This window comes from Streptomyces sp. SCSIO ZS0520 (assembly GCF_025643355.1).
Lineage (GTDB): Bacteria > Actinomycetota > Actinomycetes > Streptomycetales > Streptomycetaceae > Streptomyces > Streptomyces physcomitrii.
The window spans coordinates 6275162-6301385 of sequence record NZ_CP092644.1; the positions used below are offsets into that span (position 1 = coordinate 6275162).

At 74.1% G+C, this 26224-nt stretch carries 23 protein-coding genes and 1 pseudogene; 12 read left to right on the plus strand and 12 right to left on the minus strand.

Going from position 1 to position 26224, the window contains the following annotated elements; genetic code table 11:
- Positions 1-65 precede the first annotated feature (65 nt).
- Positions 66-926 (minus strand): annotated as a pseudogene (locus tag MID12_RS25275) (phosphatase PAP2 family protein); the annotation flags it as partial.
- A 292-nt stretch (positions 927-1218) separates the two neighbouring features.
- Between MID12_RS25275 and MID12_RS25280 the strand changes: the two are divergent.
- A complete protein-coding gene (locus MID12_RS25280; RefSeq protein ID WP_040254193.1) occupies positions 1219-2898 on the plus strand; it encodes a glycoside hydrolase family 13 protein in 1680 nt (559 codons plus the stop codon).
- Positions 2899-2930: 32 nt separating this feature from the next.
- Here MID12_RS25280 and MID12_RS25285 read toward each other — a convergent pair whose 3' ends face one another.
- From MID12_RS25285 to MID12_RS25320, 8 genes are all read right to left on the minus strand, one after another.
- Positions 2931-4880 (minus strand): hypothetical protein, encoded by a 1950-nt coding sequence (locus tag MID12_RS25285; protein WP_040254195.1) that lies wholly within the window; start codon positions 4878-4880, stop codon positions 2931-2933.
- A gap of 105 nt (positions 4881-4985) precedes the next feature.
- Positions 4986-5636 (minus strand): LuxR C-terminal-related transcriptional regulator, encoded by a 651-nt coding sequence (locus tag MID12_RS25290; protein WP_040254197.1) that lies wholly within the window; start codon positions 5634-5636, stop codon positions 4986-4988.
- Positions 5621-6892 (minus strand): sensor histidine kinase, encoded by a 1272-nt coding sequence (locus MID12_RS25295; protein WP_040254199.1) that lies wholly within the window; start codon positions 6890-6892, stop codon positions 5621-5623. Before MID12_RS25295 ends, MID12_RS25290 begins: the two co-directional genes overlap by 16 nt.
- A 297-nt stretch (positions 6893-7189) precedes the next feature.
- Positions 7190-8179, minus strand: coding sequence for an NAD-dependent epimerase/dehydratase family protein (locus MID12_RS25300; RefSeq protein WP_263170923.1), 990 nt, complete (start codon positions 8177-8179; stop codon positions 7190-7192).
- A gap of 109 nt (positions 8180-8288) precedes the next feature.
- The gene (locus MID12_RS25305) at positions 8289-8948 is read right to left on the minus strand and encodes a winged helix-turn-helix domain-containing protein (protein ID WP_263170924.1); all 660 of its coding nucleotides are present in this window, start codon (positions 8946-8948) and stop codon (positions 8289-8291) included.
- 367 nt (positions 8949-9315) lie between these two features.
- Complete coding sequence (locus tag MID12_RS25310) at positions 9316-10215, minus strand: DUF6891 domain-containing protein (protein ID WP_040254204.1); 900 nt, start codon at positions 10213-10215, stop codon at positions 9316-9318.
- 224 nt (positions 10216-10439) lie between these two features.
- A complete protein-coding gene (gene glnII, locus MID12_RS25315) occupies positions 10440-11468 on the minus strand; it encodes a glutamine synthetase (RefSeq protein WP_040254208.1) in 1029 nt (342 codons plus the stop codon).
- A gap of 177 nt (positions 11469-11645) precedes the next feature.
- Positions 11646-12017: an arsenate reductase family protein gene (locus MID12_RS25320; RefSeq protein ID WP_263170925.1), complete on the minus strand. Its 372-nt coding sequence runs from the start codon at positions 12015-12017 to the stop codon at positions 11646-11648.
- A 306-nt stretch (positions 12018-12323) separates the two neighbouring features.
- On the opposite strand from MID12_RS25320, the gene MID12_RS25325 reads away from it, so the two are divergent.
- The gene (locus MID12_RS25325; RefSeq protein WP_376770590.1) at positions 12324-12608 is read left to right on the plus strand and encodes a hypothetical protein; all 285 of its coding nucleotides are present in this window, start codon (positions 12324-12326) and stop codon (positions 12606-12608) included.
- A gap of 159 nt (positions 12609-12767) precedes the next feature.
- On the opposite strand, the gene MID12_RS25330 is transcribed toward MID12_RS25325, so the two are convergent.
- Positions 12768-13004, minus strand: a complete 237-nt coding sequence (locus tag MID12_RS25330) for a hypothetical protein (protein WP_145945174.1) — start codon at positions 13002-13004, stop codon at positions 12768-12770.
- A gap of 338 nt (positions 13005-13342) precedes the next feature.
- Entirely contained in the window at positions 13343-14140 is a 798-nt protein-coding gene (locus MID12_RS25335; RefSeq protein ID WP_263170927.1) for a type III effector protein, read from the minus strand.
- 102 nt (positions 14141-14242) lie between these two features.
- On the opposite strand from MID12_RS25335, the gene MID12_RS25340 reads away from it, so the two are divergent.
- On the plus strand, positions 14243-14668 hold the full coding sequence (locus MID12_RS25340; RefSeq protein ID WP_040254212.1) for an Hsp20/alpha crystallin family protein: 426 nt from the start codon (positions 14243-14245) through the stop codon (positions 14666-14668).
- A 435-nt stretch (positions 14669-15103) separates the two neighbouring features.
- Positions 15104-15538: a DUF2267 domain-containing protein gene (locus tag MID12_RS25345; protein WP_040258317.1), complete on the plus strand. Its 435-nt coding sequence runs from the start codon at positions 15104-15106 to the stop codon at positions 15536-15538.
- Positions 15539-15831: 293 nt separating this feature from the next.
- On the opposite strand, the gene MID12_RS25350 is transcribed toward MID12_RS25345, so the two are convergent.
- On the minus strand, positions 15832-16638 hold the full coding sequence (locus MID12_RS25350; RefSeq protein WP_263170928.1) for a hypothetical protein: 807 nt from the start codon (positions 16636-16638) through the stop codon (positions 15832-15834).
- 172 nt (positions 16639-16810) lie between these two features.
- Here MID12_RS25350 and MID12_RS25355 point away from each other — a divergent pair, with 172 nt between their 5' ends.
- From MID12_RS25355 to MID12_RS25390, 8 genes are all read left to right on the plus strand, one after another.
- Positions 16811-17644: a DUF4389 domain-containing protein gene (locus tag MID12_RS25355; protein ID WP_263170930.1), complete on the plus strand. Its 834-nt coding sequence runs from the start codon at positions 16811-16813 to the stop codon at positions 17642-17644.
- Positions 17645-18237: 593 nt separating this feature from the next.
- Positions 18238-19287, plus strand: coding sequence for a UbiA family prenyltransferase (locus MID12_RS25360; RefSeq protein WP_040254214.1), 1050 nt, complete (start codon positions 18238-18240; stop codon positions 19285-19287).
- Positions 19284-19526, plus strand: a complete 243-nt coding sequence (locus tag MID12_RS25365) for an acyl carrier protein (RefSeq protein WP_040254215.1) — start codon at positions 19284-19286, stop codon at positions 19524-19526. Before MID12_RS25360 ends, MID12_RS25365 begins: the two co-directional genes overlap by 4 nt.
- Entirely contained in the window at positions 19516-20742 is a 1227-nt protein-coding gene (locus MID12_RS25370; RefSeq protein WP_263170932.1) for a beta-ketoacyl-[acyl-carrier-protein] synthase family protein, read from the plus strand. Before MID12_RS25365 ends, MID12_RS25370 begins: the two co-directional genes overlap by 11 nt.
- A gap of 865 nt (positions 20743-21607) precedes the next feature.
- Positions 21608-22558, plus strand: coding sequence for an IS481 family transposase (locus tag MID12_RS25375; RefSeq protein ID WP_263170933.1), 951 nt, complete (start codon positions 21608-21610; stop codon positions 22556-22558).
- 35 nt (positions 22559-22593) lie between these two features.
- Entirely contained in the window at positions 22594-23769 is a 1176-nt protein-coding gene (locus MID12_RS25380) for a beta-ketoacyl synthase N-terminal-like domain-containing protein (protein ID WP_263170934.1), read from the plus strand.
- Complete coding sequence (locus tag MID12_RS25385) at positions 23766-25313, plus strand: acyl-CoA synthetase (RefSeq protein WP_263170935.1); 1548 nt, start codon at positions 23766-23768, stop codon at positions 25311-25313. Before MID12_RS25380 ends, MID12_RS25385 begins: the two co-directional genes overlap by 4 nt.
- A complete protein-coding gene (locus MID12_RS25390; RefSeq protein WP_052482619.1) occupies positions 25310-26092 on the plus strand; it encodes a thioesterase II family protein in 783 nt (260 codons plus the stop codon). Before MID12_RS25385 ends, MID12_RS25390 begins: the two co-directional genes overlap by 4 nt.
- Positions 26093-26224: the final 132 nt, after the last annotated feature.

Sequence of the window (26224 nt, forward strand, 5' to 3'; positions counted from 1 at the left end):
TGCTGCGGGGTGGAGGCCGACGCCGCCACGGCTCCCGCGGCGCCCGGGACCGGCGTGGCCCGCGTTCTCGCCCGGCCCCGCTCCACCTGCCGCGGCAGGGCGTAGGGCAGCGACCCGTACCAGAGGCGGGCCACGGCGAAGCCGAAGGCGAGGCAGAGGATGCCGCCGACGGCGTCCAGCCAGAAGTGGTTGGCGGTGGCCACGATGACGATCAGGGTGGCCACCGGGTAGAGCAGCCCGAGGATCCTCGCCCACGGCGCCCTGGCCAGCGCGAAGATCGTCAGCCCGCACCAGAGCGACCAGCCGATGTGCATGGAGGGCATCGCCGCGTACTGGTTGGAGACCGTCTTCAGATCGCCGGAGGCCATCGAACCCCAGGTGTCGTGCACGAGGACGGTGTCGACGAAGCCCTCGCCGGGGAGCAGCCGGGGAGGGGCGAGCGGATACACGTAGTAACCGACCAGGGCCACGGCGGTGGTGAAGAACAGGACCAGGCGGGTGGCGGCGTAGCGGCCCGGATGGCGCCGGTAGAGCCAGACGAGGACACCGAGCGTGACCACGAAGTGCAAGGTCGCGTAGTAGTAGTTCATGCCCACGACCAGCCAGGTCACCGAGTCCGCCGCCCGGTTCGCGGCGTGCTCGAATCCGGTGCCGAGGCCCTGCTCCAGGCGCCACAGCCAGTCGGCGTTGGCCAAGGCCTGGCCCCGCCGCTCGGGTACCGCGTTGCGGACGAACGAATACGTCCAGTAACTGACACCGATCAGCAGGACCTCGAACCACAGCCGGGGGGCGCGCGGGGCACGGGCCCGGCGCAGCAGGCCGGGCAGCTCGGCGCGGCCTCTCCCGGCGCGGCCCGAGGGCTCCGCGGGGGGTGAAGCAGAGGCGCCGCGGCGGCCTTCCAGTGTGTCCACACTCCTCACACCCACGGGACAAAGTCTGCCAGAAACCCCAGCAGGGGACGATCATCCCTTGGTCGGGTTTGCGGGGCATCCGCTGCACCCTGGGGACGAGCCGGATCCCGCCGCCCGGGTGCGGCCGCGCCCCGCGCCCGCCGCCGGGGTGCCGGGCGCCGGGCGGGCGTCCGGTGGTGCCGATGTGGCGGGCGCGGCATGCTGGGGCCTGAGAGCCGGTCCGCCCCGCCCCGGCGCGGCGGCTGAAAAGAGTCCGGCCCGGCGCCCGCATCGCCTTGTTGCCCGCCCTTACGTACTCAAGGACGTCATGAGCAAGCATTCAGCCGACCGGTCGCAGTCCGCCACGAACAGCACGCTCCGCCACGGCTGGTGGCGGGACGCGGTGATCTACCAGATCTATCCGCGCAGCTTCGCCGACAGCAACGCCGACGGCATGGGAGACCTCGAAGGCATCCGCGCCCGCCTCGGCTATCTGCGCGATCTCGGGGTGGACGCCGTGTGGCTGAGCCCCTTCTACGCCTCCCCGCAGGCCGACGCCGGATACGACGTCGCCGACTACCGCACCGTCGACCCGATGTTCGGCAGCCTGAGGGACGCCGACGCCCTGGTGCGCCGCTCCCACGAACTGGGCCTGCGGGTCATCGTCGACCTGGTGCCCAACCACTCCTCCGACAAGCACGACTGGTTCCGCCGCGCCCTGGAGGAGGGGCCCGGATCCCCGATGCGGGAGCGCTACTGGTTCCGCGACGGACGCGGCCGCGACGGTGAACTGCCACCCAACGACTGGGAGTCCGTCTTCGGCGGCTCCGCCTGGAGCCGGGTGCCCGACGGGCAGTGGTATCTGCACCTCTTCGCCGCCGAGCAGCCCGACTTCAACTGGGAACACCCCGCCGTGGCCGACGAGTTCCGCACCGTGCTGCGGTTCTGGCTGGACATCGGCGTGGACGGCTTCCGGGTCGATGTCGCGCACGGACTCGTCAAGGCGCACGGGCTGCCCGACGTGGGCAGCAAGGACCAGGTCTCCATGCTCGGCAACAAGCCGATGCCCTTCTTCGACCAGGAGGGCGTGCACGAGATCTACCGGGGCTGGCGCCGGATCCTGGAGGAGTACTCGGGGGACCGCGTCCTGGTCGCCGAGGCCTGGACGCCCTCCGTCGAGCGGACCGCCCTGTACGTGCGGCCCGACGAGATGCACCAGGCCTTCAACTTCCAGTATCTGACGACCTATTGGGACGCCGCCGAGCTGCGCGAGATCATCGACCTCTCGCTCGGCTCGATGCGCCCGGTCGGCGCCACCACCACCTGGGTGCTCTCCAACCACGACGTCACCCGGCACTCCACCCGCTACGCCAACCCCCCAGGCCTCGGCGTGCAGTTGAGGACCGCCGGCGATGTGGAGCTGGGCTTCCGGCGGGCCCGGGCCGCCTCGCTCCTGATGCTGGCGCTGCCCGGCTCGGCGTACGTCTACCAGGGCGAGGAGCTGGGGCTTCCCGATGTGGTGGACCTGCCCGACGAGGCGCGCCAGGACCCCTCCTTCTTCCGGGCGGACGGGCAGGAGGGCTTCCGCGACGGCTGCCGGGTCCCGCTGCCCTGGACGGTGGACGGGCCCTCGTACGGATTCGGGGCCGGGGCGGGCTGGCTGCCGCAGCCCTCGGACTGGGGGAAGTTCAGCGTCCAGGCGCAGAACGGCGTGCCCGGCTCGACCCTGGAGCTGTACCGGACGGCCCTCAGGCTCCGCAAGGAGCACCCGGCGCTCGGCGCGGGCGACTCCGTGCAGTGGCTGGAGTCACCCGCGGGCGTGCTGATCTTCCGCCGCCTCGCCGGACCGCGGGAGGCCTTCGTCTGCACGGCCAACACCACGGGCGCGCCGGTACGGGTCCCCGCCGAGGGCGAGGTGCTGCTGACCAGCGACGGCAGTGAGATCGCCGTCGCGGACGGCCTCGCCGAGATCCCCGCCGACGTCACGGTGTGGTGGACCCAGCGCTGAGGTTCCGTGGCTGAACTCCCCCCGGAATCGGCTCACTTGAGGGGAGCGAGGCTGCTGCCGTCGGCGAGCCGGCCGGTGATCTTCGCGCGCGCCCCTTGGCTGGCGGGCAGCGCGAGGAGGTTGCCGGCGCCGCGGCCCGTGACCCCGCCCGCCGCGCGCACCGAGGTGACGTCCGCGCTGCCCGCGGCGAGCAGGTACCAGTTGCCCGCCTCGGACTTCCAGAGCACCCCGGCGAGCACCCGCGGCCGGCGCGGACCGCAGGCCGCCGCGTCCTCGGCCTTCGCGGTCACCGCCACCGACTCCCGGCCCGGCGCCCAGAACTGCGCGAAGGTCCGGCTGCCGGTCCCGCGCCAGGTCTCGGCCCGGGCGCACAGCCAGCGCGCGGTGCCCCCGGCCTCGGGCAGCTGCTGGGCCGCGTACCGCCAGGAGTTGACCGTCCGCACCCCGTGCGAGCGCGCCTCGGTGAGGGAACAGGCCCCGGCCGCCCAGGAGTTGAGCGCCTCGGGGTCGTCGTCGGCCGCCGCGGGGCCGCCGGGCGGGCCGTAGGTCAGCCGGGCGGGGGTCAGCTCGCCGAGGTCGGTGAGGAGGCGGTCCGCACCGGACGCCCGGTCGCGCACCTGGAGGGCGTTCCAGGAGCCGCAGTCGCGGGTGGCCGCGCCCTGCGGCACCGGATCGGTGACGCCCTCGGCCGAGCGGGGCAGGACGGTGGGCGCGGCCTCCGGGGTGCGCAGATCGCGCACCCGGACCCGGTCCGCCCAAGGCGCCGTCAGATAGCGGACGTTGCCGTCGGACCTGCCCGCCACCACGGCCAGCGCCGTCCCGCCCTCGGCCCCGCCCACGGCCGCGAAGTCGAGCGCCGCGCCGCCGCTGCCGTCCGCCGGTTCCGCGTACCGCACGATGCGCAGCCCGTCGTGGAAGAGGACCACCCGGGCGCCGTCCACCTCGGCGGCGAACAGGAGGCGGGGCGGTCCGGGCGGCGCCCCCGAGGGCGTGCCCGGGGTCGCGGAGACCCGCACCGAACCGCCGGGCCGCGCCCACACGGCCAGCGCCCGGCGCAACAGCCCCTGGTCCGCGCGGAGTCCACCCCGGGCGGGCCAGACCGAGAAGTCCTCGCGCGAGGAGGTACGCCACTCCCCGGGGGCGGCTCGCAGCAGCCGCGCCGGGTCGAGCGCGGCCTCGGCCGCCGGGTTCTTCGCGTACGGGGGCGCGGCGGGCCCGTCCGGGCCCCAGCCCTCGCCGGGCAGGCCGAGCAGCGCCCCGCAGGCGAGCAGGGCCGCCGCCCCCGCGAGCACCGCCTTGAGGTGCTGCCTGCGCCGCAGTACGTCGGTGGGGCGGGCCTGGAGCGAGCAGGGGTCGAAGCCGGGGGAGCCGAGCACGGCGGCGGCGCCCCGGACGCCCGGCACGGTGACCCGGGCGGCCTCGGCGAGGGCCCGGCCCGGCTCCTCGGCCCCCGCGGCGGCGAGGAGCCCGGCGGCCTCGGCCTCGCTCAGCTCCTCCAGGCCGCGCAGCGCGAAGGCGGCCCGGGCGGGCCCGGAGAGCTGGGCGAGCTGCTGGTCGAGGGCGATCTCCTCGGGCCCGCCGGAGCGCGGGAAGAGCCGCAGCCCCCACACCAGGGGCAGGGTCCTGAGCTGCCGGGGCGGGGCCAGGCGGCGGCGCGGGGCGGCGGCCCGCAGGGCGGTGCGCAGCACCCGGAGCCGGACGAAGGCGTAGCCGGGGTCGGCGCCCTTGGGTCCGCGCTGGTCCGGCACCCGGTCCTGCCGGGCGGCACCCTCGCGGCCCCGGCCGCGCGGCAGCGCCCGCTGGGCGAGCCCGTGCGCGAGCAGGACCCGGCGGCCCCGGCCGAGGCCCGGCGGCAGCACCAGATAGGCCAGCCGCACCAGCCGCGGATAGTGCTCGACGAGGGCGGCCTGCGCCTGCTCGACGTCGACCGGCTGGCCGACCGCGGCTGCTTCCTGGCGGGGGGCGACATCCTGTGACTGCACGTTCAGCAGAACGAGCGAAAACCGCCCGGGTCACCTTGTCGCTGTCCGTCACGAAAGGTGACAGCAAGTCAACTCCATTGCCGGGGAGGGCAGTTGACGGGCCGGTCAGCGCTCCTGGTCCAGGAAGGCGAGGACGGCGAGCACCCGGCGGTTGTCGTCGTCGGAGACCGGCAGGTCCAGCTTCTGGAAGATGTTGGAGGTGTGCTTGGCGATGGCCCGCTCGGTGACCACCAGCTTCTGCGCGATCGCCGCGTTGGAGCGGCCCTCCGCCATGAGTTCGAGGACCTCGCGCTCGCGGGGGGTGAGCGCCTCCAGCGGCCGCTGGGCCGAACTGCGGGAAAGGAGCTGCGAGATGACCTGCGGGTCCATCGCGGTGCCGCCGTCCGCGACCCGGCGTACCGCGTCGATGAACTGCTCGGCGTCGAAGACCCGGTCCTTGAGCAGGTAGCCGACACCGCCGTTGCCGTCCGCGAGCAGTTCGCGCGCGTAGAGCTGCTCCACGTGCTGGGACAGGACGAGCACCGGCAGCCCGGGCCGGGCGCGGCGGGCGGCGAGGGCGCACTGCAGGCCCTCGTCGGTGTGCGAGGGCGGCAGCCGTACGTCGACCACGGCCACGTCCGGCTTCAACTCGGCGAGCGCCCGCGTCAGTTCGGGTCCGGACTCGACGGCCGCCGCCACCTCGAAGCCGAAGGCCTCCAGCATCCGCACCAGGCCGTCCCGCAGCAGGAAGAGGTCTTCGGCTAGGACAACGCGCACGGGATCTCCATCGTCACCATGGTCGGACCGCCCGCAGGGGAGCTGACGGCGAGTACGCCGTCGAATGTACCGAGCCGCCGCTCCACCCCGCTGAGCCCGCTGCCCGCGCCGACGACCGCCCCGCCGCCGCCGTTGTCGGTGACCGACATCCGCAGGGAGCCCCCCTCGTGGCGGAGGTCGACCCAGATCCGCTCGGCCCCGGCGTGCTTGACCGCGTTGGTGAGGACCTCGCTGAGCGCGAAGTAGGCGGCGGACTCGACCGGTTCGGGGGCGCGGCCCGGCAGCTCCACGTGCACCTCGCTCGGCACCGGGAGGCGCAGCGCCAGGGCGCGGACCGCGTCGCCGAGTCCGCGTTCGGCGAGCACCGGGGGGTGGATGCCGCGTACCAGGTCGCGCAGTTCGGTGAGGGCCTCGGCGGAGGACTGCCGGGCCTGCAGGAGGAGGTGCTTGGCCTTCGCCGGGTCGTGGTCCATCAGCGCCGCGATGGTGCCGAGGTCCATGCCGACGGCGACCAGCCTGGCCTGTGCCCCGTCGTGCAAGTCCCGCTCGATACGGCGCAGTTCGGCGGCGGAGGTGTCCACCGCGTCCCGCCGGGTCTCGGTGAGCACCCGTACCCGCTCGCTCAACTCGCCCTTGCCGGGGGCGAGGACCGCGCCGGTCAGCCGGAAGTGCAGCAGGAGCAGGCGCGGGGAGAGGAAGAGCGCGGCGGTCAGCAGGGCGAGGCCGAGCAGCGCGGCCTCGATCCCCGCGACCTGCCCGTCGATCGGCACGAAGCCGTACCAGTAGCCGGTGCGGGTGCCGTCGGTGAAGGCCCGCCACAGGCCCGCACCGAGGGCGAAGCCCTCAAGCGGGTAGACGGCGAGGCCCACCGTGAGGACGGCGGTGAGGAAGCCGACCGTCATGTCGAAGGGCAGCCAGCGCAGTTCACGCCAGGTGGCGGGGTCCCGCAGCACCAGGCGGCAGCGCTCCAGCTGCCCGATCACACCCGGCCGCAGATCCTCGGGGAAGGGCCGGTGGCCCGCCGGGATGCGCACCCCGCACCACTGGGCGGCCCACAGCCGCCGCCAGTTCGCGAAGTGGCGCAGCCCCTGTACCGCCCAGGGCGTAGTGAAGGCGCCGATCCCCAGCGGGATGAAGGCGAGCGAGAGCACGCAGGCCACGAAGAGCACGATCGAGCCGCCGAGGGAGACCACCGAGAGGACGAGACCCCGCAGCGCGGCGACCCCCGTCTCCCTCAGCCGGTACGCCAGTTTCATCCCGCTGCTCCGTCCACTCGCCCCGCACCGCGGCGGTCCGTCCCATGCCCGCGCCGGGCCGCTGCCCGCCGCATCCCGTCACCGGGACAGGAACAGTCTCGCTGGCCAGGAGCGGGTGCGCACGGGCCGTGGCCACCGCCTCGGGGGTGGTGCTGGCACCACCCCCGGCCGGGGGCGAGGGGCGCGCGGGGCCGGGTGGGGCGCCCGCGCGTGGTGGCGGGCAGGGCGCTCCGCGCGGGGCCGGGCGCCCGCGCGCGGGCCCGGGCGGGGGCGCCGGTCGGCCCCGGCCGCCGCGCCCTACTGCCCCAGCACCTCGCGCTCGACGTCCGGGTCGAGGCCGACCGGCGGCCGGTCCGGCCGCACCGGCGCCTCGCCGCCCACCGCGCACAGCCACCGCCAGGTGTCGGCCACCGTCTCGGCCACCGGCCGCACCCGCAGCCCCGCCGCGAGCGCCGCCGAGACATCGACCCGGAACAGCGCGTCGTAGATCTCGGAGTCCGGCGGCGCCCACACCGGCAGCTGGGTCCACGGCTCGATGCCCGCGGCGAGGACGGTCCCCGGATCGGTCCAGCGCAGCTCGGCCGCCGAGCCGGTGACCCGCAGGCAGTGGTCGAGCAACTCCCCGATGGTGGCGTGCCCTTGGGGGCCGACCAGGTTGTACGGGCCGCTGAGCCCCCGCTCCGCGGCGTCCAGGATCCACTCGGCGAGGTCCCGTACGTCGATGTACTGCACCGGCAGCCCGCGCGGCCCCGGGGCGAGCACCCGCCCGCCGGAGGCGATCCGGTTCAGCCAGTACGGCAGGCGGCCGATGTTCTCGTAGGGGCCGAGGATCAGCCCGGCCCGCACGAGGAGCGAGGCCCCGGTGCCGAAGGCGGCGAGGGCGGCCAGTTCGCCGCCGCGCTTGTCGGCCGAGTAGTCGGTGGACTCGGCGTCCGGGGCGGCCGCCACCAGCGCGGCGTCCTCGGTGAACCCGGCGGGCGGCGGCCAGGCGTAGACCGAGCAGCTCGACACGTAGACATAGCGCCCCACCCGGCCCGCGAGGGCGCGCGCCGCCGTGTCGACCGCGGCCGGGGCCGCCGACCAGGTGTCCACGGCCACGTCCCAGGCGCCGTCCGCGAGCGCGTCGAGGCCGCCGGGCGCGGTGCGGTCGCCGTGCAGGACGCGGACGCCCGCCGGTGCCTCGTGGCGGCCGCGGTGGAAGACCGTGACCTCCCAGGACCGTGCGAGCGCCGCCTCGGCCAGCGCCCGCCCCGCGAACTGTGTGCCGCCCAGAATCAGAAGTCTCATGCCGCCGACTCTGCCCCGGTTCGGGCCGCGGGCGGTAAGGATTCTGCCGCCAGGCGAAATCCGCACCACGCGGGCGGCGGCCACCCCGCCGGGGCGGCCGCCGCCGTGCTCAACGGCGCGTGGCGGGCGCGTACTTGTAGCCGACCCGGCGGACCGTCTGGATCATCTGGCGGTGGCGGGCGCCGAGCTTGCGGCGCAGCCGGGCGATGTGGACGTCGACGGTGCGGCCGTCGCCCACGTGCCCGTACCCCCACACCGTGGTGACCAGCTGGTCGCGGGTGTGCACCCGGTGCGGGTGGGCCACCAGGTGGGCGAGGAGCTCGAACTCCAGGTAGGTCAGGTCGAGCGGTGCGCCCTCGACGGCCGCCGTGCGCTGCACGGGGTCGATGAGGACGAGGTCCTCGCTGCCCCGGGAGGCCGGCTTCTGCTCCCGCTCGGGCGCCGGGGCGGGCTCGGCCGCCGGAGCGGGCCGCGGCGCCTTGTCGGCCACCGGCGCGGGCTGCAGGAGACCCGCCTCGGCGAGCTGCCCGGACAGCAACTGCTGCTGCTGGTCGGCCGGGACGAGCACCAGGTAGCCCACCATCGGCGGGCGGCCCGGCAGGGTGGGCAGCGTGTGCGGCGGCGCGGGCAGCCAGGTGGCGCCGGGCGGCAGGAATTCGGAGACGTCCACCACCTCGTCGCGGTCCACGGCACGCAAGCGGTGCCGGGGCGGCACGGCCGTGGCGGTGGAGGGACGGGCGGCGGTGGACAGAGTGCGGCTGTCAGCCATGATGTGCTCTCTTCGCGCGGAAGTCGTCGGATTCGTCGGGGTCATCGACGTATGCGTCGGATTCGCCGGATTCGTCGAAGGACGTGTCGTGCGCGCTGGCCGAAGGCCGGGGGACCGGGTTCGCCGGGATACCGGGTTTAGAGGGCCTGCGCGTTCCTCGCGCGGCAACACACCCGGTCGAAGTCATGGTGCTGACGGGAAGGCCAGAACGGCTCGAGGTCGTGGCGACCCGTCGCGGTGATCTGATAGCTGGCCATGCGCCCATTGAAGCAGACGACACGTGTTCGCAGCAGACTTCTCACATACGGTCTCGCCAGGTGATACGGAACCGGGCCCGCCGACCGCCCGGCGCCGCCCCTTGCTCCGCTCAGTGCGGAGGCCGCTTCTGCCAGTGCAGTTCCGGTACGCGCAGGGTGTCGGCCAGCTCGCCGTCCCACTGCGCCCGCAGCCCCGCGCGCTCCAGCGCCGCCACCACCTCGTGGCCTATCTCACGCGGCGCCCAGCCCGGCCGGAACGCCCCGTAGTACAGGGTGAGTCCGCCCCCGGCCGCCGCGTGCTCGGCCGACTGCTGGTCGAAGAAGACGAAGCCGCGGTCCGGGCCGCCCCCCTCCGCGAGGGCGCCGAGTCCGCAGTCGCGGCAGCAGGCGAAGTTCTCCCGGGCGGTCAGGCCCCCGGCGTCCAGCTCCGCGAAGGCCCGGCTGACCCGGTCCGGATCGGTCACCTCGGGCCAGCGCCGGGTCTGCGCGTGTCGCTCGTGCCAGAGCGCCTCCACCAGCTGCCGGGCCTGCGCCGCCGAGACCGGCTGCTCGTCCTCGTCGCTGAGCCACTGCTCGGCCGCCTCCGCGAGCTGATCCCGCGAGGCGTACCCCACCCGCAGCAACTCCCGTACGTACTCCTCGATTTCGGCCCGTACGTCCTTCGGCAGCTCGGAGACGTCCACCCCGGGGCCGACCGCCATCGGCTCCCAGACCAGCCCCGCGTCCCAGTCCGGCTCGGCGCGCGCCCAGCCCACCACGGTCTCGGCCACCCGCCCCGCCTCGTGCAGATCGGCGCCCAGGTGGGCCCCGGCGGCGGTGCGGTGCTCCAGCTCGAAGGGGGCGCCGTGCTGGTGCCAGACCTGGAGGAAGGCGCCGGAACCCTCCGTGCGGCGGCGGACGACGAGGAACCGGTCCTCGCCGCCGAGCGACCGGACGATCTCGCGGAGGCGCTCCGCGGAAACCCTCCCGGGCGAGGCCCAGTTCTCCGTCTCCGCAGTGATGTCGAGCATGTGTTCCACCCTGGCACGCGGTGCCGGGGCAGAGTATGGGTGCTGGGCCCCATTGCGCGGGCTTCGGAGGGCGGCTGGGCTCGGCCCGGATGCGTACCGGGAGCCCGGTCGGCGGGCACGCCGGAGGGCGCCCGCGCAGTGTGCGCGCGGACGCCCTCGGGGACGGGCGGGCCGGCCCGGACGGCGGCCGGGGGACGGTCAAGTGGCCCTGGGCGGCGGCCGGTTCAGACCTGTCCGGCCTTCTCCAGGGCCGTGCAGCAGGTGTCCACCAGGAGGCGGGTGACCACGTACGGGTCGACGTTGGCGTTGGGGCGGCGGTCCTCGATGTAGCCCTTGCCGTCCTGCTCGACCTGCCAGGGGATGCGGACCGAGGCGCCGCGGTCGGAGACGCCGTAGCTGTACTCGTTCCAGGGGGCGGTCTCGTGCAGGCCGGTGAGGCGGTCGTCGATGCCGGCGCCGTAGTGCTTGACGTGGTCCAGCGGCTTGGAGCCCTCGCCGAGGGACTCGCAGGCGGTGATGACGGCCTCGTAGCCCTCGCGCATCGCCCGGGTGGAGAAGTTGGTGTGCGCGCCGGCGCCGTTCCAGTCGCCCTTGACCGGCTTCGGGTCCAGGGTGGCCGAGACCTTGAAGTCCTCGGCGGTGCGGTAGAGCAGCCAGCGGGCGACCCACAGCTGGTCGGAGACCTCCAGCGGGGCCAGCGGGCCCACCTGGAACTCCCACTGGCCGGGCATGACCTCGGCGTTGATGCCGGAGATGCCGAGCCCGGCGGTCAGGCAGTTCTCCAGGTGCGCCTCGACGACCGCGCGGCCGTGGATCTCGTCCGCGCCGACCCCGCAGTAGTAGCCGCCCTGCGGCGCCGGGAAGCCGCCGACCGGGAAGCCGAGCGGCCGCTCGCCCTCGAAGAAGGTGTACTCCTGCTCGATGCCGAACACCGGCTCCTGCCCCGCGAAGCGCTCGGCCACCTCGGCGAGGGCGGCCCGGGTGTTGGAGGAGTGCGGGGTCAGGTCGGTGTTCAGGACCTCGCACAGCACGAGCAGGTCGGCACCGCCGCGGATCGGGTCGGGGCAGACGAAGACCGGCTTGAGCACCCGGTCGGAGGCGTGCCCCTCGGCCTGGTTGGTGCTGGAGCCGTCGAAGCCCCAGACCGGCAGCTCGGTGCGGCTGTCCCCGTCGGCGAGGATCTTCGTCTTCGAGCGCAGCTTGGCCGTGGGCTCGGTGCCGTCGATCCAGATGTACTCAGCCTTGAACGTCACGGGGCCCCATCCTCCGTCGCGGGTTTCTGTGCCGCAGCCCTCGTGGCGCTGCGCAGACGCCCGCAGGGTGTCAACAGGCGGTTTCCCGGCCGTTGCCCGGGGATGAACCCCGTGTTACCGCGCCCGCCGAGCACTCCCCGGTCCGACGCCCGGCGCTCAACTGCCGTGGCCGGGCCCCTACTTGCGCCCCAGCGCCTCCCGTACGGCCTCCGGTGAGCGGGCGACCACCGCGCTGCCGTCGTCGGCGGTGAGGATCGGGCGCTGGATAAGCCGGGGGTGGGCGGCCAGGGCGGCGATCCAGCGGTCCCGGCCGGAGGCGTCCCGGGGCCAGGCGGTGCGGTCCTTGAGGTTGAGCTGCCGGGCCTCGTCCTCCTGGGTGCGCAGCAGGTCCCAGGGTTCGAGACCGAGCCGCTCGAGAACCGCCCGGATCTCCACCTCGCTCGGCACGTCCTCCAGATAGCGCCGCACCGTGTACGAGGCGCCCTCCTCGTCCAGGAGCTTGACGGCGCTGCGGCACTTCGAACAGGCGGGGTTGATCCAGATCTCCATGGGGTCACGGTACGCGGCGATGATCACCGCGTCTCGGCAAGGCCGCAAGGCGCCGGGACCGCGGGGGGAGTTGGGGGATCCCGGTGCTCCGTCCGTCCGTCCGCCGCCCTCCCTGTTCGAATATCCCGGGGTTCCGCCCGTCGCCTCCCGGCCAGGTGCCGCAGGGCGCCGAATCCCTTGCTGTACTGGGCTTTTGGTGCCCTCGCGGACTGCCGGATTGTCAGTGGGCGGCGGTAGAATAGGGGCAGTGTTCGAGGGAGGGTACGGGGTTTCCCGGGCCCTGCCGACCACGACAGGAGGATGCCTGTGCCGGCTGCCGTTCTCGACCAGATGCCCCTGCCGATCGACCTGCCGTACCGTCCGCTCGCGAAGAAGCCGCTCCCGCCGGGCCGCCCCCGGGACTGGTACATCACCCACAACCGGCGCCTGAAGGCGATGCGCCTGGCCATTGCGCTGCTCGACTCCGGGGTGCACCTGCCGAACCAGGCGCCGGACACGAGGATCCGCACCACCGCCGAGCACATCGGCATCCATCCGCCGTCGGCCACCACCTGCCACATGGTGCGGGCGCTGATGCGGTACAGCCGCTGAGGCGGGGCCGCCGCGTCGCAGGGCGCGGCGGTTTCCGGGAGAAAGCGGTGCCGGGCGGGCATTCCAGGAGTTGGGGGAGACCTGGAATGCCCGCCCGGGCCTTGTGGGGGGTGGCGGTCCATGAGGGGTGGTTCACGCAACCGCTCGCCGTTGCCGTACTCAGCCGCAGGCGTCCGCGAGCAGCGGACCGTCGCCGGTCTCGCCGCCCGGGCCGCAACCGGCCTCGTGCGGCCGGACGCAGGGGGCACGGGATGGGGACACCCGGCTCTCCGCGATCCGGTGGACCTCGCGCAGCGATTCCGTCAACTGGACTGCCAGAAGGTGCAGTTCACCGGAAGTCCAACGACGTTCACGCAGCACGTGCGCCGCCTGTTCGAGCAACTCGGCCGCTGTCACCAGCCGCGCACTCTCACCGCTCGGAACGGCGCATGACGGGCAGCCGTGCCCTGAGTCCAGGAGCGGGCCGTTTCCGCTCCCCGGCTCAGTACCCGGCGAGAACCTTGGTGGGGTCCGCCCGTCAGCCATGAGTACACCGTTGTGGATGGCGGCGCTCTTGCCCAATGCCGAACAGGTATAGCTTCGCGCTATCAGCGCCCTGAGCTGCGGGGAAGCCCTCTGGAGCCCGCGCGCCGCCCGATCCCGCTGCCGTCTGCGCGCCCCTGCCGGACCGGCGGTCCGAGGCGGCTGCGGCTGTTGTGCCCGGGCACCCGGTTTCGGTGGGAGGGGGCGCGATCCTACGGCATGTCCGGCAGGGTTGTCCGTACCGGACCGCGCCGCTGTTCGCTGTCCTTGCGGAGCCGATCGGTGTGCCGGGTCAGGGTGTCGACGCGGGCCGCCAACTCGGGGTGCCCGGCGGCGAGATGCGGCCGGGCGGCGGCCAGCGGGGCGATCAGGGCGGCGGGGTCGTCGTGGGCGAGGGCCGCGTCCAGTGCGCCGAGCGAGGTGCGGGAGGCCGCCGGAAGCCCGGTGAGCGCGGTGATCTGCCCTGCCAGGCGCCGCAGTTCGGCCGCGTGGTCGCGGGCCCAGACGCTGACGGTGCGGTCGGCGGCGCGGCGGTCGCGGGTGGCCCGCACCCGCTGCTCGCCGGTGGATCCGGCGGGCCCGGGGCGCTGGCGCAGATAGCGGCGCTCGGCGGCCTGGCGGCTGGCGACGCCCAGGGGATGGGCGAGGTCGGCCCAACTGGCCCCGGAGGAGCGGGCGGTCTCGATCAGGCCGGCCTCCCAGCCCGCCAGTTCCTCGCGCACCTCCCGCAGCAGCAGGAGCGAGGCCAGGGCCTGTTCGGGACCGGTGAGCGGGGCGGAGGTCTCGCCGGGCCGGTCCGTCTGCGCACCGCGCACCGCGGCGTCGATGGCCTCAAGAGCTGCCGCGGCGGCGAGGAAGGAGGCCGGGTGCCCTCGGCCGGGGTGGTGCGGGGGGCCGGGTGGGTCGACGGGGTGGATGGGGTCGGCGGGGGCCACAGCGGGCCTCCTCTCCGGTGCTGTCGGGTGTCGGCGGGTGGTGCGGGTGGTGCGGCGTGTGGGGTTGTCGTCCATGTGATGACTCTTGGCTTGTCATCCACTGGACGACATGCTACAACAGTGTCAGGTGAAAGCGCATTGGCAGGTTCTGCCTGAACTTTCGGAGGTGTTTTCGCGATGTTGATGCGCACCGATCCCTTCCGCGAGCTGGACCGTCTCACTCAGCAGCTGCTCGGCCCCGGCACCTGGTCCCGGCCTTCCGCGATGCCGATGGACGCCTACCGCGAGGGCGATGAGTACGTGGTCGCCTTCGATCTGCCCGGGGTCACGCCCGAGGCGATCGACATCGACGTCGAGCGCAACATGCTGACCGTGAAGGCCGAGCGGCGCCCGGCTGCCAAGGCGGAGAACGTCCAGATGGAGCTGTCCGAGCGGCCCCTCGGTGTCTTCTCGCGGCAGATCGCGCTCGCCGACACCCTGGACACGGAACACATCGAGGCCGACTACGCCTCGGGCGTGCTGACCCTGCGCATCCCGATCGCCGAGCGCGCCAAGCCCCGCAAGGTCGTCATCGGAGGGGAGCGCAAGGAGATCTCCGGCTGACCCCGGGACCCCGGGCGCGGCCCGGCGCGGGTCTCCGGCGCCGGGCCGCCGCCTCCGTCCCCTCCGCGGTCGGAGACGGAAACGGAAGAGGGACGCATACACCGGCGCGCAGTGGACAAACGGAATCACGGCAGCAGGACGCCGGTGCGCGCCGGGGCCGCGAGGCGGGCCCCCGGCCAAGAGGAAGACCAACTCCCTTCGGCCGGAGGCGAGTTCGGGGACACCGGACACCCGCAGCGTGGCAAGAACAGCAGCAGTGGCAAGAGCACCGGACACCAGAGCAGCGCAGAGAGCAGCAGCGACCGAGAAGCACCAGCAGAGATCAAGAAGCACAAGAACAGCTGGCGACAGAAGCACAAGAACAGCAGAGACAAGAGAAGAGGCAGAGGGCGAAAGGTGACTGCGAGCGCGATGTACCGCCACCCCGAGACCGCGATGCAGGGTCAGGCCGAACCGGTCCGCCGGATACCCGCGATGACCTTCGAGCAGATGCTGGAGAAAGTCCGCTACGAAGGGGTCTACCCCACCCGGGAGCGCGCCGAGGAGGTCACCCGCCTCGTACTCGCGGGTCTGGGACGGCAGTTGACCGGTGAGGAGCGCGTCGACCTCGCGGCCCGGCTGCCCGTGGAGGCCGCCCGCGTCCTGACCGCCGAGGTCCCGGACCCCGAGCCGCGTACCGGCGGCGCCTTCGTGACGGACCTCGCGGCGCGGACCGGCGCCTCGCCCGCCACCGTGCGCTGGGACGTCGGCGCCGTGCTCGGCACCGTGGCCGTGCTCGCGGGCCCCGGGCTGCTCACCCGGATACTCGCCCAACTCCCCGCAGGACACGCCCTGTTGTTCGGCCAGGCCGAACTGAGGACAGCGGCCTGAGCCTCTCCCGGGCAGGGCTGGCGGTCGCAGCGGCGGTTGCAGCGGCAGTGGTTCGGCGCTGAGGCCGGATCCGCCGCTGCCGCCCTCGCAGGCGTTCCCGCCGAAGTCGAAGCGGCACAGCACCGGGGCCGCCTGCGCACGGCTCGCCGCACCCTCGGCTCACCGCGCACCCCGGGCCGGCGGCCTGCCCTCTCCCGCCCGAGTGCGGACGCGCAGGCCAGGTCGGCGGCGGCCTGCGACCTCCCGCCCGAGGAGCGACGTACCGCCCCTGAGGACCGACGCACCGCCGCGGATCACTCCTTCGGTACGTCCTTCGATACGTCCCTCGATACGTCCTCCGTCGGGTCCTGAGGTGGGTCCGGAGAGGGCTTGCCCGCGATCAGGTCGTAGGTCCGCACGCGCAGCACCCGCATCCAGTTCTCGCGGGTCTCGCGCTTCACGGCGCGGGCCGCCTTGCGGCTGCCGGGCGGGTAGCGGCGGCGGGCCCACGGGGAGCCCGGGCGGGCCAGGCGCAGCGCCCCGACCAGGGCGAGCACCGGCAGGAACAGGCCGATGATGCCGGTGAAGACCTTGCCCTTGGAGAGCGCGATGAGCGCGAGGGTGCCGTTGATCAGGACCGTGGTCACCGCGTCCCAGCCGACCACCGCCGAGCCGTCCACGGTGTCGTCGTTCACGCCGAAGGGCGCCGAGCCGATGAGCAGCAGCCCGCCGAGCGCGGCCCCCACCACCACCGCGTCCACCGAGAGCCGCCCCTCGCCGGTCCAGTAGACGTCCTTCAGATGCAGGACGAGCGCGAACTCGTCCAGTACCAGGGCGGTGCCGATCCCGAAGAGCCCGGCCAGGATCTCGGTCCAGGGCCGATGGGTGCCCGCGGGCGAGACCAGGCCGAAACCGGCGATCACCATGAAGACGATGCCGAAGACCACATGGTGCAGGTGGAAGCCCTCGCCCTCGATGTTGCCCGGCCACCACGAGACCTCGGCCCGGATCATGCGCACACTGAGCCGGATGAAGAGGAACGCGACGATGAAGGCCACCAGCAGGATCAGCAGTGGCTGCTTGCCGGAGTCCAGGATGGTCCGCGTGTACCAGTCGGCCACCTCTCCACCCTGACACCGGGCGCGGCCGCCCGCACGACGACGCCAGCTGCGCGAGCGATCCGTGCGGACGCGCGCCCGCACGGATCCTGGGGCACGGTGGAGAGGACGGAAAGGGAGCGGACCCAGTGGGGGAGCGGGGCGCGGGAGCCCCGCCCGGCATCGGAGCGGCACCATGGCACACACCACCTGGCACACCCCCGAGGCGGCCCCCGGCGGCGCCGAAGTCCTGCCCGAGCTGGACATCCCCGCCCCGGGCAGGCAGCGCCGCTGGACCGTGCTGCTGCGCTGGCTCCTGCTGATCCCGCAGTTCCTGGTCCTCGCGGTGCTCGGGATCGCCGCCTTCGTGATGACCGTGGCCGGCTGGTTCGGCGCCCTCTTCCTCGGGCACCTGCCCGGCCCGATCGCGCGCTTCCTCTTCGGCTACCTCCGCTACGAGACCCGGGTGCGCGCCTACGGGATGCTGCTCGTCGACCGCTATCCGCCGTTCTCCTGGCGGGGGCCGGAGCATCCCGTACGGATCGAGATCCACCCGACCAAGCTCAACCGGCTCGCGGTGTTCTTCCGGTTGATCCTCATGATCCCCGCGGCCGTCGTCAACGGGCTGCTGATGTCCGGCTGGTACGCGCTCGGCTGGATCTTCTGGCTCATCACCCTGGTCCTCGGCCGCCTTCCGGAACCGCTGTACCAGTCCACCGCCGCGGTCCTGCGCTACGCGATGCGCTTCAGCGCGTACGTCATGATGCTCACGCCCGCCTACCCCAAGGGCCTCTTCGGCGAGGGGCGCGCCCCCGCGCCCGGCGGGGCGGCGGAACCGGCCGCGCCCGACGGCGGCACCGCCCGTTCCGGGACCCGGCCGCTGGTGCTCGGCGGTGCGGCCAAGGTGCTCGTCGTGCTCTTCCTCGCCCTGGGCCTCGTCTCGGGCGCCACCTCCTCGCTGACCGGCGGCGACGATCCGCCCGACAAGGACTACGGCTCCGCCGCCGTGCCCGCCGCCGCCCGGCGGTGAACGGCCCCGGCCCCCGGCTGGCCCGCTCCGGCCGCCCGCTGCACGCGGCCCAACTGGCCATATGAGCCCTACTCGGCCGTATCCCTGACCGCCCTGTCCACAACCGGACAATCGTTGGGCGACCGGTCGGATCGGTTTGTACCATCGGTCCGTTGTCACGTGTCGGCCGAGCACGTACGGGGAGGATCGGCACTCATGCACGAAGGCGCGCGAGGCGGGCAAGGATGCCGCCTCCCAGCCGGGAGGAGGACCCGGTGGCCGGTGCGGCGCCCTGCCGCGGCCGATCACCGCGCTCCCGGCCCGCGGCCCGGCCCACGGGCACGCCTGCGTACCGCGCCGCGTGAGCACGGACCACTGTCCGGCCCGGCGCCCCTGAGACTCCCCGCGGCCGCCTGAGCGAGCCGCCCTCGCCGGCCGGTCCGGCCGCCGCCCCCTACCCGGGGCGGACCGGTTCCGCGCCGGGAGCACCGGCCCGCCCCTGTCCCTGCCCACTGAGTGCCTGCCCGACGGCGGAGAACGAGGCCAGGACGCCGAGCACTTCGGCGTACCCGCCCCGCCCTCCGGCTGCACAGTTCGAGAACGGTTCGGCTGCAATGAGCGAGATCGCACGAGGTGCGCCCCTACCCCTGCGCAGAAGCGCCCTGCTGCTGCTGCGGAGTTGCAGCATCCGCTTCGCCGCGTACTACTGGGTCGGCTACGCGGTCGGCATGGCCGCCGTGGAGCGCCTGACCCCGGCCACCGCCCTGCTCGGGGTGCCGATGTGGCTGGCCTGCTGCCTCGGTACGGAGTCGGTCAACCGGCTCGCCGACCGCGAGGCGGATGTCCTCAACCGCCCCGAACGCACCGCGCTGTGCGAGGAGTTCGGCTGGCGGCGGCTGGCCGTGGTCGCCTGGCTGAGCTGGGCCTGCTTCCTCCTCATGGGCCTGGTGCTCTTCCTCACGGGGCCCACCGCCGCCCTGCCGGTGATGCTGCTCGTCGACGTCGCGCTCGCCGTCGGCTACTCCATCGGCCCCGCGCTCAAGCGCCACCCGGTCCTCGCCCCGCTGATGCTGATCACCCCGCTGGTCAACCCGATGCTCACCGGCTGGGCCACCGAGGCCGACCCGGACACCCTGTGGTCCCCGGTGCTCCCGGCCGCGGCCGTGCTCGCCGCCTTCACCCTCGGCCTGTCCGGCATCAAGGACATCACCGACGTCGAGGGCGACCGCAGGCTCGGCTACTCCAGCCTCTGGCTCAGCCTGATGCGCCTGTGGCGCGGCACCGCCGTCTACGTACTGACCGGCGCGCCCTTCGCCCTGCTCACCGTCTTCGCGCTGACCGGCGCCCTGCCGATGACCGCGCTGACCCTGCTCCCCGCGGTGGTGGTCTCGGTCCTCGTGGTCTCGGTCGCCGGGCGCGCGGTGCGGACCGCGGACCGGGAGGCCGCCCGCGAGGTCATGCACCAGTACACCTTCTACTTCCTCCTCCTGGTCCTGCTGGTGGCCGTGCCCGGGGCGCCGACCGTCTGGGCCGTCGCCGCCGCCGTCTGCCACTGGCTGGCCGCCTCCAGGACGCTGCACTGGTCCGACGGACTCACCCCGGAGCGCATGCGGCGCTGGACCGCCCTGGTCGCCCCCTCCCACCGAAGCAAGGAGTTCTCATGAACCGCCCGGACGTCCTGAACGGGGTCAGCGAGATCGTCGCGCAGGTCCTCACGGTGCCCCTGGACCAGGTCACGCCCACCGCGGACTTCTACGAGGAACTCGGCGGCGACTCCCTGCAGAAGCTGGAGGTCATCGCGCACATCGAGGCCCGGTTCGGCTGCTCCCTGACCGACGGCCAGGCCGCCGAGAGCGACACCGCCGAGGCGCTGGCCCGCGAGGTGCTCACCCATGTCGGCTGAGAGCAAGGGGCCCCCGCGGGTCGTGGTGACCGGGATGGGGGTGGCTTCGCCGCTCGGCTGCGAAGTCCCCGAGTTCTGGGCCAAGGTGACCTCCGGGGTGGTGGCCACCGCACCGGTCACCCGCTTCTCCACCGCCGGGTACCCGACCGACCAGGCCGCCGAGGTCGACCCGGCGGGCCTGGCGGAGGACGGGCTCGACGGCGCCGCCGCCCTGCCGCGCTCGGTCCGCTACGCCCACCACGCCACCGCCCGCGCCCTCGCCGAGGCGGGGCTCGCGGGGACGGAGCTCGCCGGGGCGGCCGATCCGCGGCGGGCCGGAATCGTGCTCGGCACGGTCATGGGCACCCGCCCGCACCTGGAGGAACTCCGGCGCCAGGGACGGGACTTGGGCGAGGACCGCAGCTGGGACACACCGCAGCTGCTCGCCGCCTCGCCGGCCCGCAGATTCGCCCTGCACGGCCCCCGGCAGGTGGTCGGCGCCGGCTGCGCGGCCGGGAACACCGCGCTCTCCCTGGCCGCCGACCTGATCCGCTCCGGCCGGGCCGAGGTGATGGTGGCCGGCGGGGTCGACGAACTCTCCGAGGCCGTCTTCCAGTTGTTCACCACCCTGCGCGCGGTCGCCCCCGACCGGGCCCGCCCCTTCGACCGGGACCGCCGCGGCATGCTGCCCTCCGAGGGCGCCGCCGTCCTCGTCCTGGAATCCCTCGACCACGCCCGGCGCCGGGGCGCGACCCCGCTCGCCGAACTGCGCGGCTGGTCGGTCGCGGCCGAAGCCTACCACATGACCGCCCCGCACCCCGAGGGCCGGGGCATCCGCCGCTGCATGGAAGAGAGCCTGGCCCGGGCCGAGTTGACCCCGCAGCAGGTGGACTACGTCAGCGCCCACGGCACCGGCACCCCGGCCAGCGACGGCCTCGAAGCGCTCTGCCTGGCCGAGTACTTCGGCACCCGCGGCGGTCGGCCGGGCGTCTCCTCCGTCAAGGGCATGCTCGGCCACGCCCAGGGCGGCGCGAGCGCCCTCGAAGCCGTGGTCTGCGTCCAGGCGGTCCGTACCGGAGTGGTCCCCGGCAACCCGACCATGCGCGAGCCCGACGGCAAGTGCGCGGACCTCGACCTGATCCCCGGCACCCACCGCGAACAGCCGGTACACACCGCCCTCAGCAACGCCTTCGGCTTCGGCGGCAACACCTCCACCGTCGTCTTCGCCACCAGCTAGGACCCACCCGACACCATGCCCATCCGCCACACGACGTCCTGCATCCGCTTCCGCCGCACTGGGCGCGGGGGCGGGTGCGGTTCGTGGTGCGTTTCGGGGTGCGGTTCGTACGCGGGGCTGTGTCCGGCGCGGGTCTCGTACGTGGGGCTGCGCCTGGCGCGGATCGCGTACGCGGGGCTGTGCTCGGCCCGGATCTCGTACGTGGGACGGTGCTTGGCGTGGGTCTCGTACGCGAGGCTGTGCTCGGCGCGGATCTCGTACGCGGGGCTGTGCTCGGCCCGGATCCCGCACCCGGGACGGTGCTCGATCCGGACCTCGTACGTGGGGCCGTGCTCGGCCCGAACTCCGTACCCGGGACGGCGCCCCGCACCGACCCCCCGCGAGGAACCGCCCCGGCACCGCGAGACCGCGCGCCGGACGCCGTCCGGCCGCCCTCCGGCTCCGGGCGTCGACGACGCGCATGGCCGGACAGCCCCCGGCCGACCCCGACGTGCACCTGCCGAACGGCGTTCGGCCCACCCCTCGGCCGCGGGACGGACCTCCGCACCCGCTCGCCCAGGGCCTGTCGTCAAAATCCCCTCTGCGCCACGACGCCTGGCACGCACTCTCGCCGCACCGGGCGCAAGGCCACGTACGTCCAGTACGAGGCCTTGCACCCGGCACTCCCCCGAGCTCTTCGAGCAGGGGGTACCCCCGGCGAGCACGCACCAGACGCCGCGACGCCGCCCTCCGGGCGACGAGGGGAGTTCGACGACAGGCCCTAGGTGTATTGATCACGAGCGTTGTTAACGCTGTCGGGGCTTGATCATGGCGAAGACCTCCGGTGTGGTGGAGCTGTCTAGGACCGCACCACACGGAGGTCTTCGTGTCCCACCGTAATGCCCGGCTGACCGTTCACGGCAGGCAGCTGCTCGTCGAACGTGTCGTGTCCGGCCGCCCGGTCGCTCATGTCGCTGCCGAGATGGGCATCTCGCGGGCGACCGCTCATAAATGGCTCCGGCGGTGGCGAGCCGAGGGCGAGCCGGGCCTGGCCGACCGCTCCAGCAAGCCCTTGACAACACCGCACCGCACTCCGGCCGCGATGGAGGGCCGCGTCTGTGACCTGCGCAGGTCCCGCAAGCTGGGACCCGCACGGATCGGTCCGGTCCTCGGCCTGCCCGCCTCGACCGTCCACCGGATACTGACCCGCCACCGGCTGAACCGTCTCGCCTGGATGGACCGGCCCACCGGCACGGTGATCCGCCGCTACGAACGCGAACGTCCCGGCGAGCTCGTCCACGTCGACGTCAAGAAACTGGGCCGGATCCCCGGCGGCGGCCACAAAGTGCACGGCCGCGAAGCCGGCCGGCCGATCCGCGGCATGGGCTTCGACTACCTCCACTCCGCAGTCGACGATCACTCCCGACTCGCCTACACCGAAGCCCATGGTGACGAGAAGGTCGCGACCTGCGCGGCCTTCCTGACCCGGGCCGCCGCATTCTTCGCCGACCACGGCATCACCCGCATCGAACGCGTGCTGACGGACAACGCCTGGGCCTACCGCAAGGGCCTGGCCTGGAAACGGGCCCTGGCCGACCTCGGCGCGAGCGGCAAACTCACCCGCGCCTACCGGCCCCAGACCAACGGCAAAGTCGAACGCTTCAACCGCACCCTCGCCGACGAATGGGCCTACCAATGGCCCTACACCTCCAACGACGAACGCACAGCAGCCCTGGCAGACTTCCTCCACACCTACAACCACCACCGCTGCCACACCGCACTCGGCGGCCAACCACCGATCAGCCGCGTCAACAACCCTGCGAGTCAATACACCTAGGTCCCACCGGCACCCCGACCCTTTGAGGAACTGACGTGCACACAGCCGATCCCCGGCCGCCCGCCGCCCGCACCGCGGTCACCGGCCTCGGCGTGGTGACCGCCTCCGGCACCACCGTCGCCGCCCTCTACGACGATCTGCGGCACGGGCGGGAGCGCTTCACCACCGCCGCCCCCGCCCCCGTGGCCAACGCCCTGCCGCCCGGGCCCGGCAGCGCCCCCGCCGAGGCCCCGGCCCGGGTACGCGCCGGACATGTGCCCGGGCCGCTGCCGCTGACCGACTTCCTCGGCGCCCGCACCGACCGGACCCTGAGCCGGGACAGCCGCCTGCTGATCCACGCCGCCGCCACCGCGGGCACCGAACCCGCGGCCGAGCGCACCGCGGGCGAGCGCACCGGCGTGGTCCTCGGCACCATCCGGGCCGGGCGCAACGAGTACTTCGCCATCCACGACGCCGCGGGCAGCCCGGGCCACCGGGTCAACCCGGTGTGGGGACCGCACTCCGGCTACAACGCGGCGGCGGCCCAACTCTCCCTCGCCCTGGGCGCGGAGGGCCCCTGCCTCACCCTCTGCGCCGGGACGACCGCCGGACTGGACGCGGTCGCGACCGGGGTGCGCCAGTTGCGGGACGGCGTCTGCGACACGGTCCTCGCGGCGGGCGCGGACACCCTGTGCGCCGCCGCCGGACCCCGCGCGGTCGAGGACGGCCTCCCCGAGGGCGAGGGCGCGGCCCTGCTCGTACTGGAGCCCGCCCCGACGGCCGGCGCCCGCGCGCTCGCCCAGGTCCTCGGCACCGGCGAGGCCACCGCCCCCGCCGAGGACATCCTCACCCCGGACGAACTGGGCCGCGCGGCCACCGAGGCGGTCGAGGCCGCGCTGCGGGAGGCCGGGCGCCCCGCGGCGGAGATCGGCCTGATCGTCCTCGTCGGCACCGGCGACGCCCCGGCCGACCGGGCCATCGAGGCCGCCCTCCGCCAACTCACCGCCCCCACCGTTCCGTTGACCGAGGTCGCCCGGGTGACCGGGCGCACCGGCGGCGGCGACGGGACCCTGGCCGCCGCCCTGGCCGTCGAGGCCCTGCGCCGCGGCGCCGCACCCGCCCCCGGCGCCGCGCCCCTGGACGGAACCGCCCTCTGCGTCGGCGCCGACCCGGCGGGCACCGCCACCGCCCTCCTCCTCGGCCGCCCCGCACACCAGGAGTCCGGCACATGAGCGCCGCCGACCACAACGCCGTCCGCTGGTACCTCGACCGCCACCTGGACGGGCCCGGCGCCGACGCCCCCTGTCTGCTGAGTGAGCAGGAGGAGTTCAGCTACCGCGCCCTGCACGCGCTGGTGTGCCGCACCGCCCGCGTCCTGACCGACGGGGGAGTGGCCCCCGGCGACCGCCTCGTCGTGGTCCTGCCGGACTGCGTCACCTCGGTCGCCGCCATCCTGGCCGCGATGCGGATCGGCGCCGTCCCGGTACCGATGAGCCCGCTCCTCACCCTCGACGAGCAGTGCTACGTGATCGAGGACTCCGGCGCCCGCGCCGTGCTCCTCGACGAGGCCCGGGGAGCGCTCGCCGCCGAGGCCGCCTCCCGCTTCCCCGGCGCCGCCCTGTGGAGCCGCACCGGCGGCACCCCCGCCGTCCCCGCCCTCCCCGAACTCGCCGCGCAAGCCGAGGAGTTGCGGGAGATCACGCCCCGTACGGCACAGGACCCGGCCCTGATGCAGTACACCTCCGGCAGCACCGGCCGCCCCAAGGGCGTGGTCCATCTGCACGGCGCGCTGCTCGCCCTGCCCGAGGGCCTCGCGCGGCATCTGCGCCTCACCGCCGCCGACCGGATCCTGTCCACCGCCAAGCTCCCCTTCGGCTACGGCTTCGGCAACTCCGTACTGCTCCCCCTCTCCGCGGGCGCCAGCGCCGTGCTCCACCCGGGCCGCACCGACCCCTTCACCGTCTCCGGGCTGCTCACCCGCTTCCGCCCGAGCCTGCTGTTCTCCGTACCGACCCTGTACGCCGCCCTGCTCGCCCTGCCCGACGCGGCCGACCGCCTCCAACTCTCCTCGGTACGGATCGCCGTCTCCTCCGGCGAGCACCTGGGCGAGGCGCTCGGCACCCGGCTCACCGAGGAACTCGGCCTCCCCCTGATGAACGCCCTCGGCTCCACCGAGTGCCTGCACTCCTTCCTGGCCACCGCCCCCGGCGCCTACCGCCCCGGCGCGAGCGGCGCCCCCGTCCCCGGCTTCCGGGCCGAGATCCTCGACGAGGACGAACGGCCCGTGCCACCAGGCGAGTCGGGACGGCTGCGGGTACGCGGCCCCGGCGTCGCCACCCGCTACTGGAACCGCCCCGAGCGCACCGCGGAGACCTTCCGCGACGGCTGGGTGTACACCGAGGACGTCATGCGCCGTGACCCCGACGGGAGTTGGCACCACCTGGGCCGCACCGACAGCGTCCTCAACGTCGGCGGCATGAAGATCATCACCACCGAGATCGAGGAGATCCTCCTGAAGGTCCCCGGCGTACGCGCCTGCGCCGTCGTCGGCGTCCCCGACGCCCACGAACTGACCCGAATCGCCGCCTACGTGGTCGCCGACTCCCCGGAGGACGAACTCGCCCTGCCCGAACGGGTCTTCGCGGCGGCCCGCGCCGGGCTCCCCGCCTTCAAGCGCCCCGGCACCGTCCGTACCGTCCCCGAACTCCCCACCACCTCCACCGGCAAGACCTCCCGGCACCTCATCCGCCAGACCGAGTCGGAGCGCCTGCGATGAGGGGCCGCACGCAACGCCTCGTCCTGCGCGACTCCGGCCCCCGCCGCCTGATCTGCGTCCCCTTCGCCGGAGGCTCGGCCCGGTCGTTCACCCGCCTTGCCCGCGAACTCGGCGAGGACTGGAGCGTGGTGGCCGTCCAGCCGCCCCCGCCGCCAGGCGGCCACGGCAGACCGCCCCGCCCCGGCGACCCGGAGCCGCTCGCCCTCACCGCCCTCGCCGAGGACTATCTCCGGGTCCTCGACGGGGACTTGCGCGGTCCGGGCCTGCTGCTCGGCCACAGCCTCGGCGCCGCCGTGGCGCACGAGATGGCCCGACTGCGCGGCGAGGACTGGCCGCCCGACCTCCGGGTGGTGCTGAGCGCGCCTCCCGCCATCGGCGCCAGCGCCACCCTCCTGGAGCTGACGGACCATCAACTCCTGTACACCGCACGGCAACGGGGCATCCTCCCCGAACTCCCCGTCCCCGACGACTTCGCCGTCCGTATGCTGCTCCCCGACTTCCGCCGCGACCTCGCGGTACTCCGCGACGGCTGGCACCCGGCCCCCGTACCGGCCTCTCTCGCCCTCCTCGGCGGCACCGAGGACGAGGCCTGTCCGCCGGGCACCCTGACCGCCCTGGCCGAGCAGGTCGGCGCGGACTCCTGCGGCCTGGTGCCCGGCGGACACCTGTACGTGGTCGACCGCGCCGCGGAGAGCGCGGCGGCCCTGCGGGCGATCGACTCCGGTCAGTCCCTGCTCTCCCCGGAGGCCTGGCGCCGGGCCTCCCGCCGACCCGCGTAACGCTCCTTGCGGTTGGCGCTCTTCTTCATCCCCTGCCACTCCGCGGTGCAGGAGCGCTCCCCGCACCCCGAACAGCAGGTGTGCCCGAACACCAGCACCCCGGGGTGCTCCCACCGGCACCGGGTGTCCGTC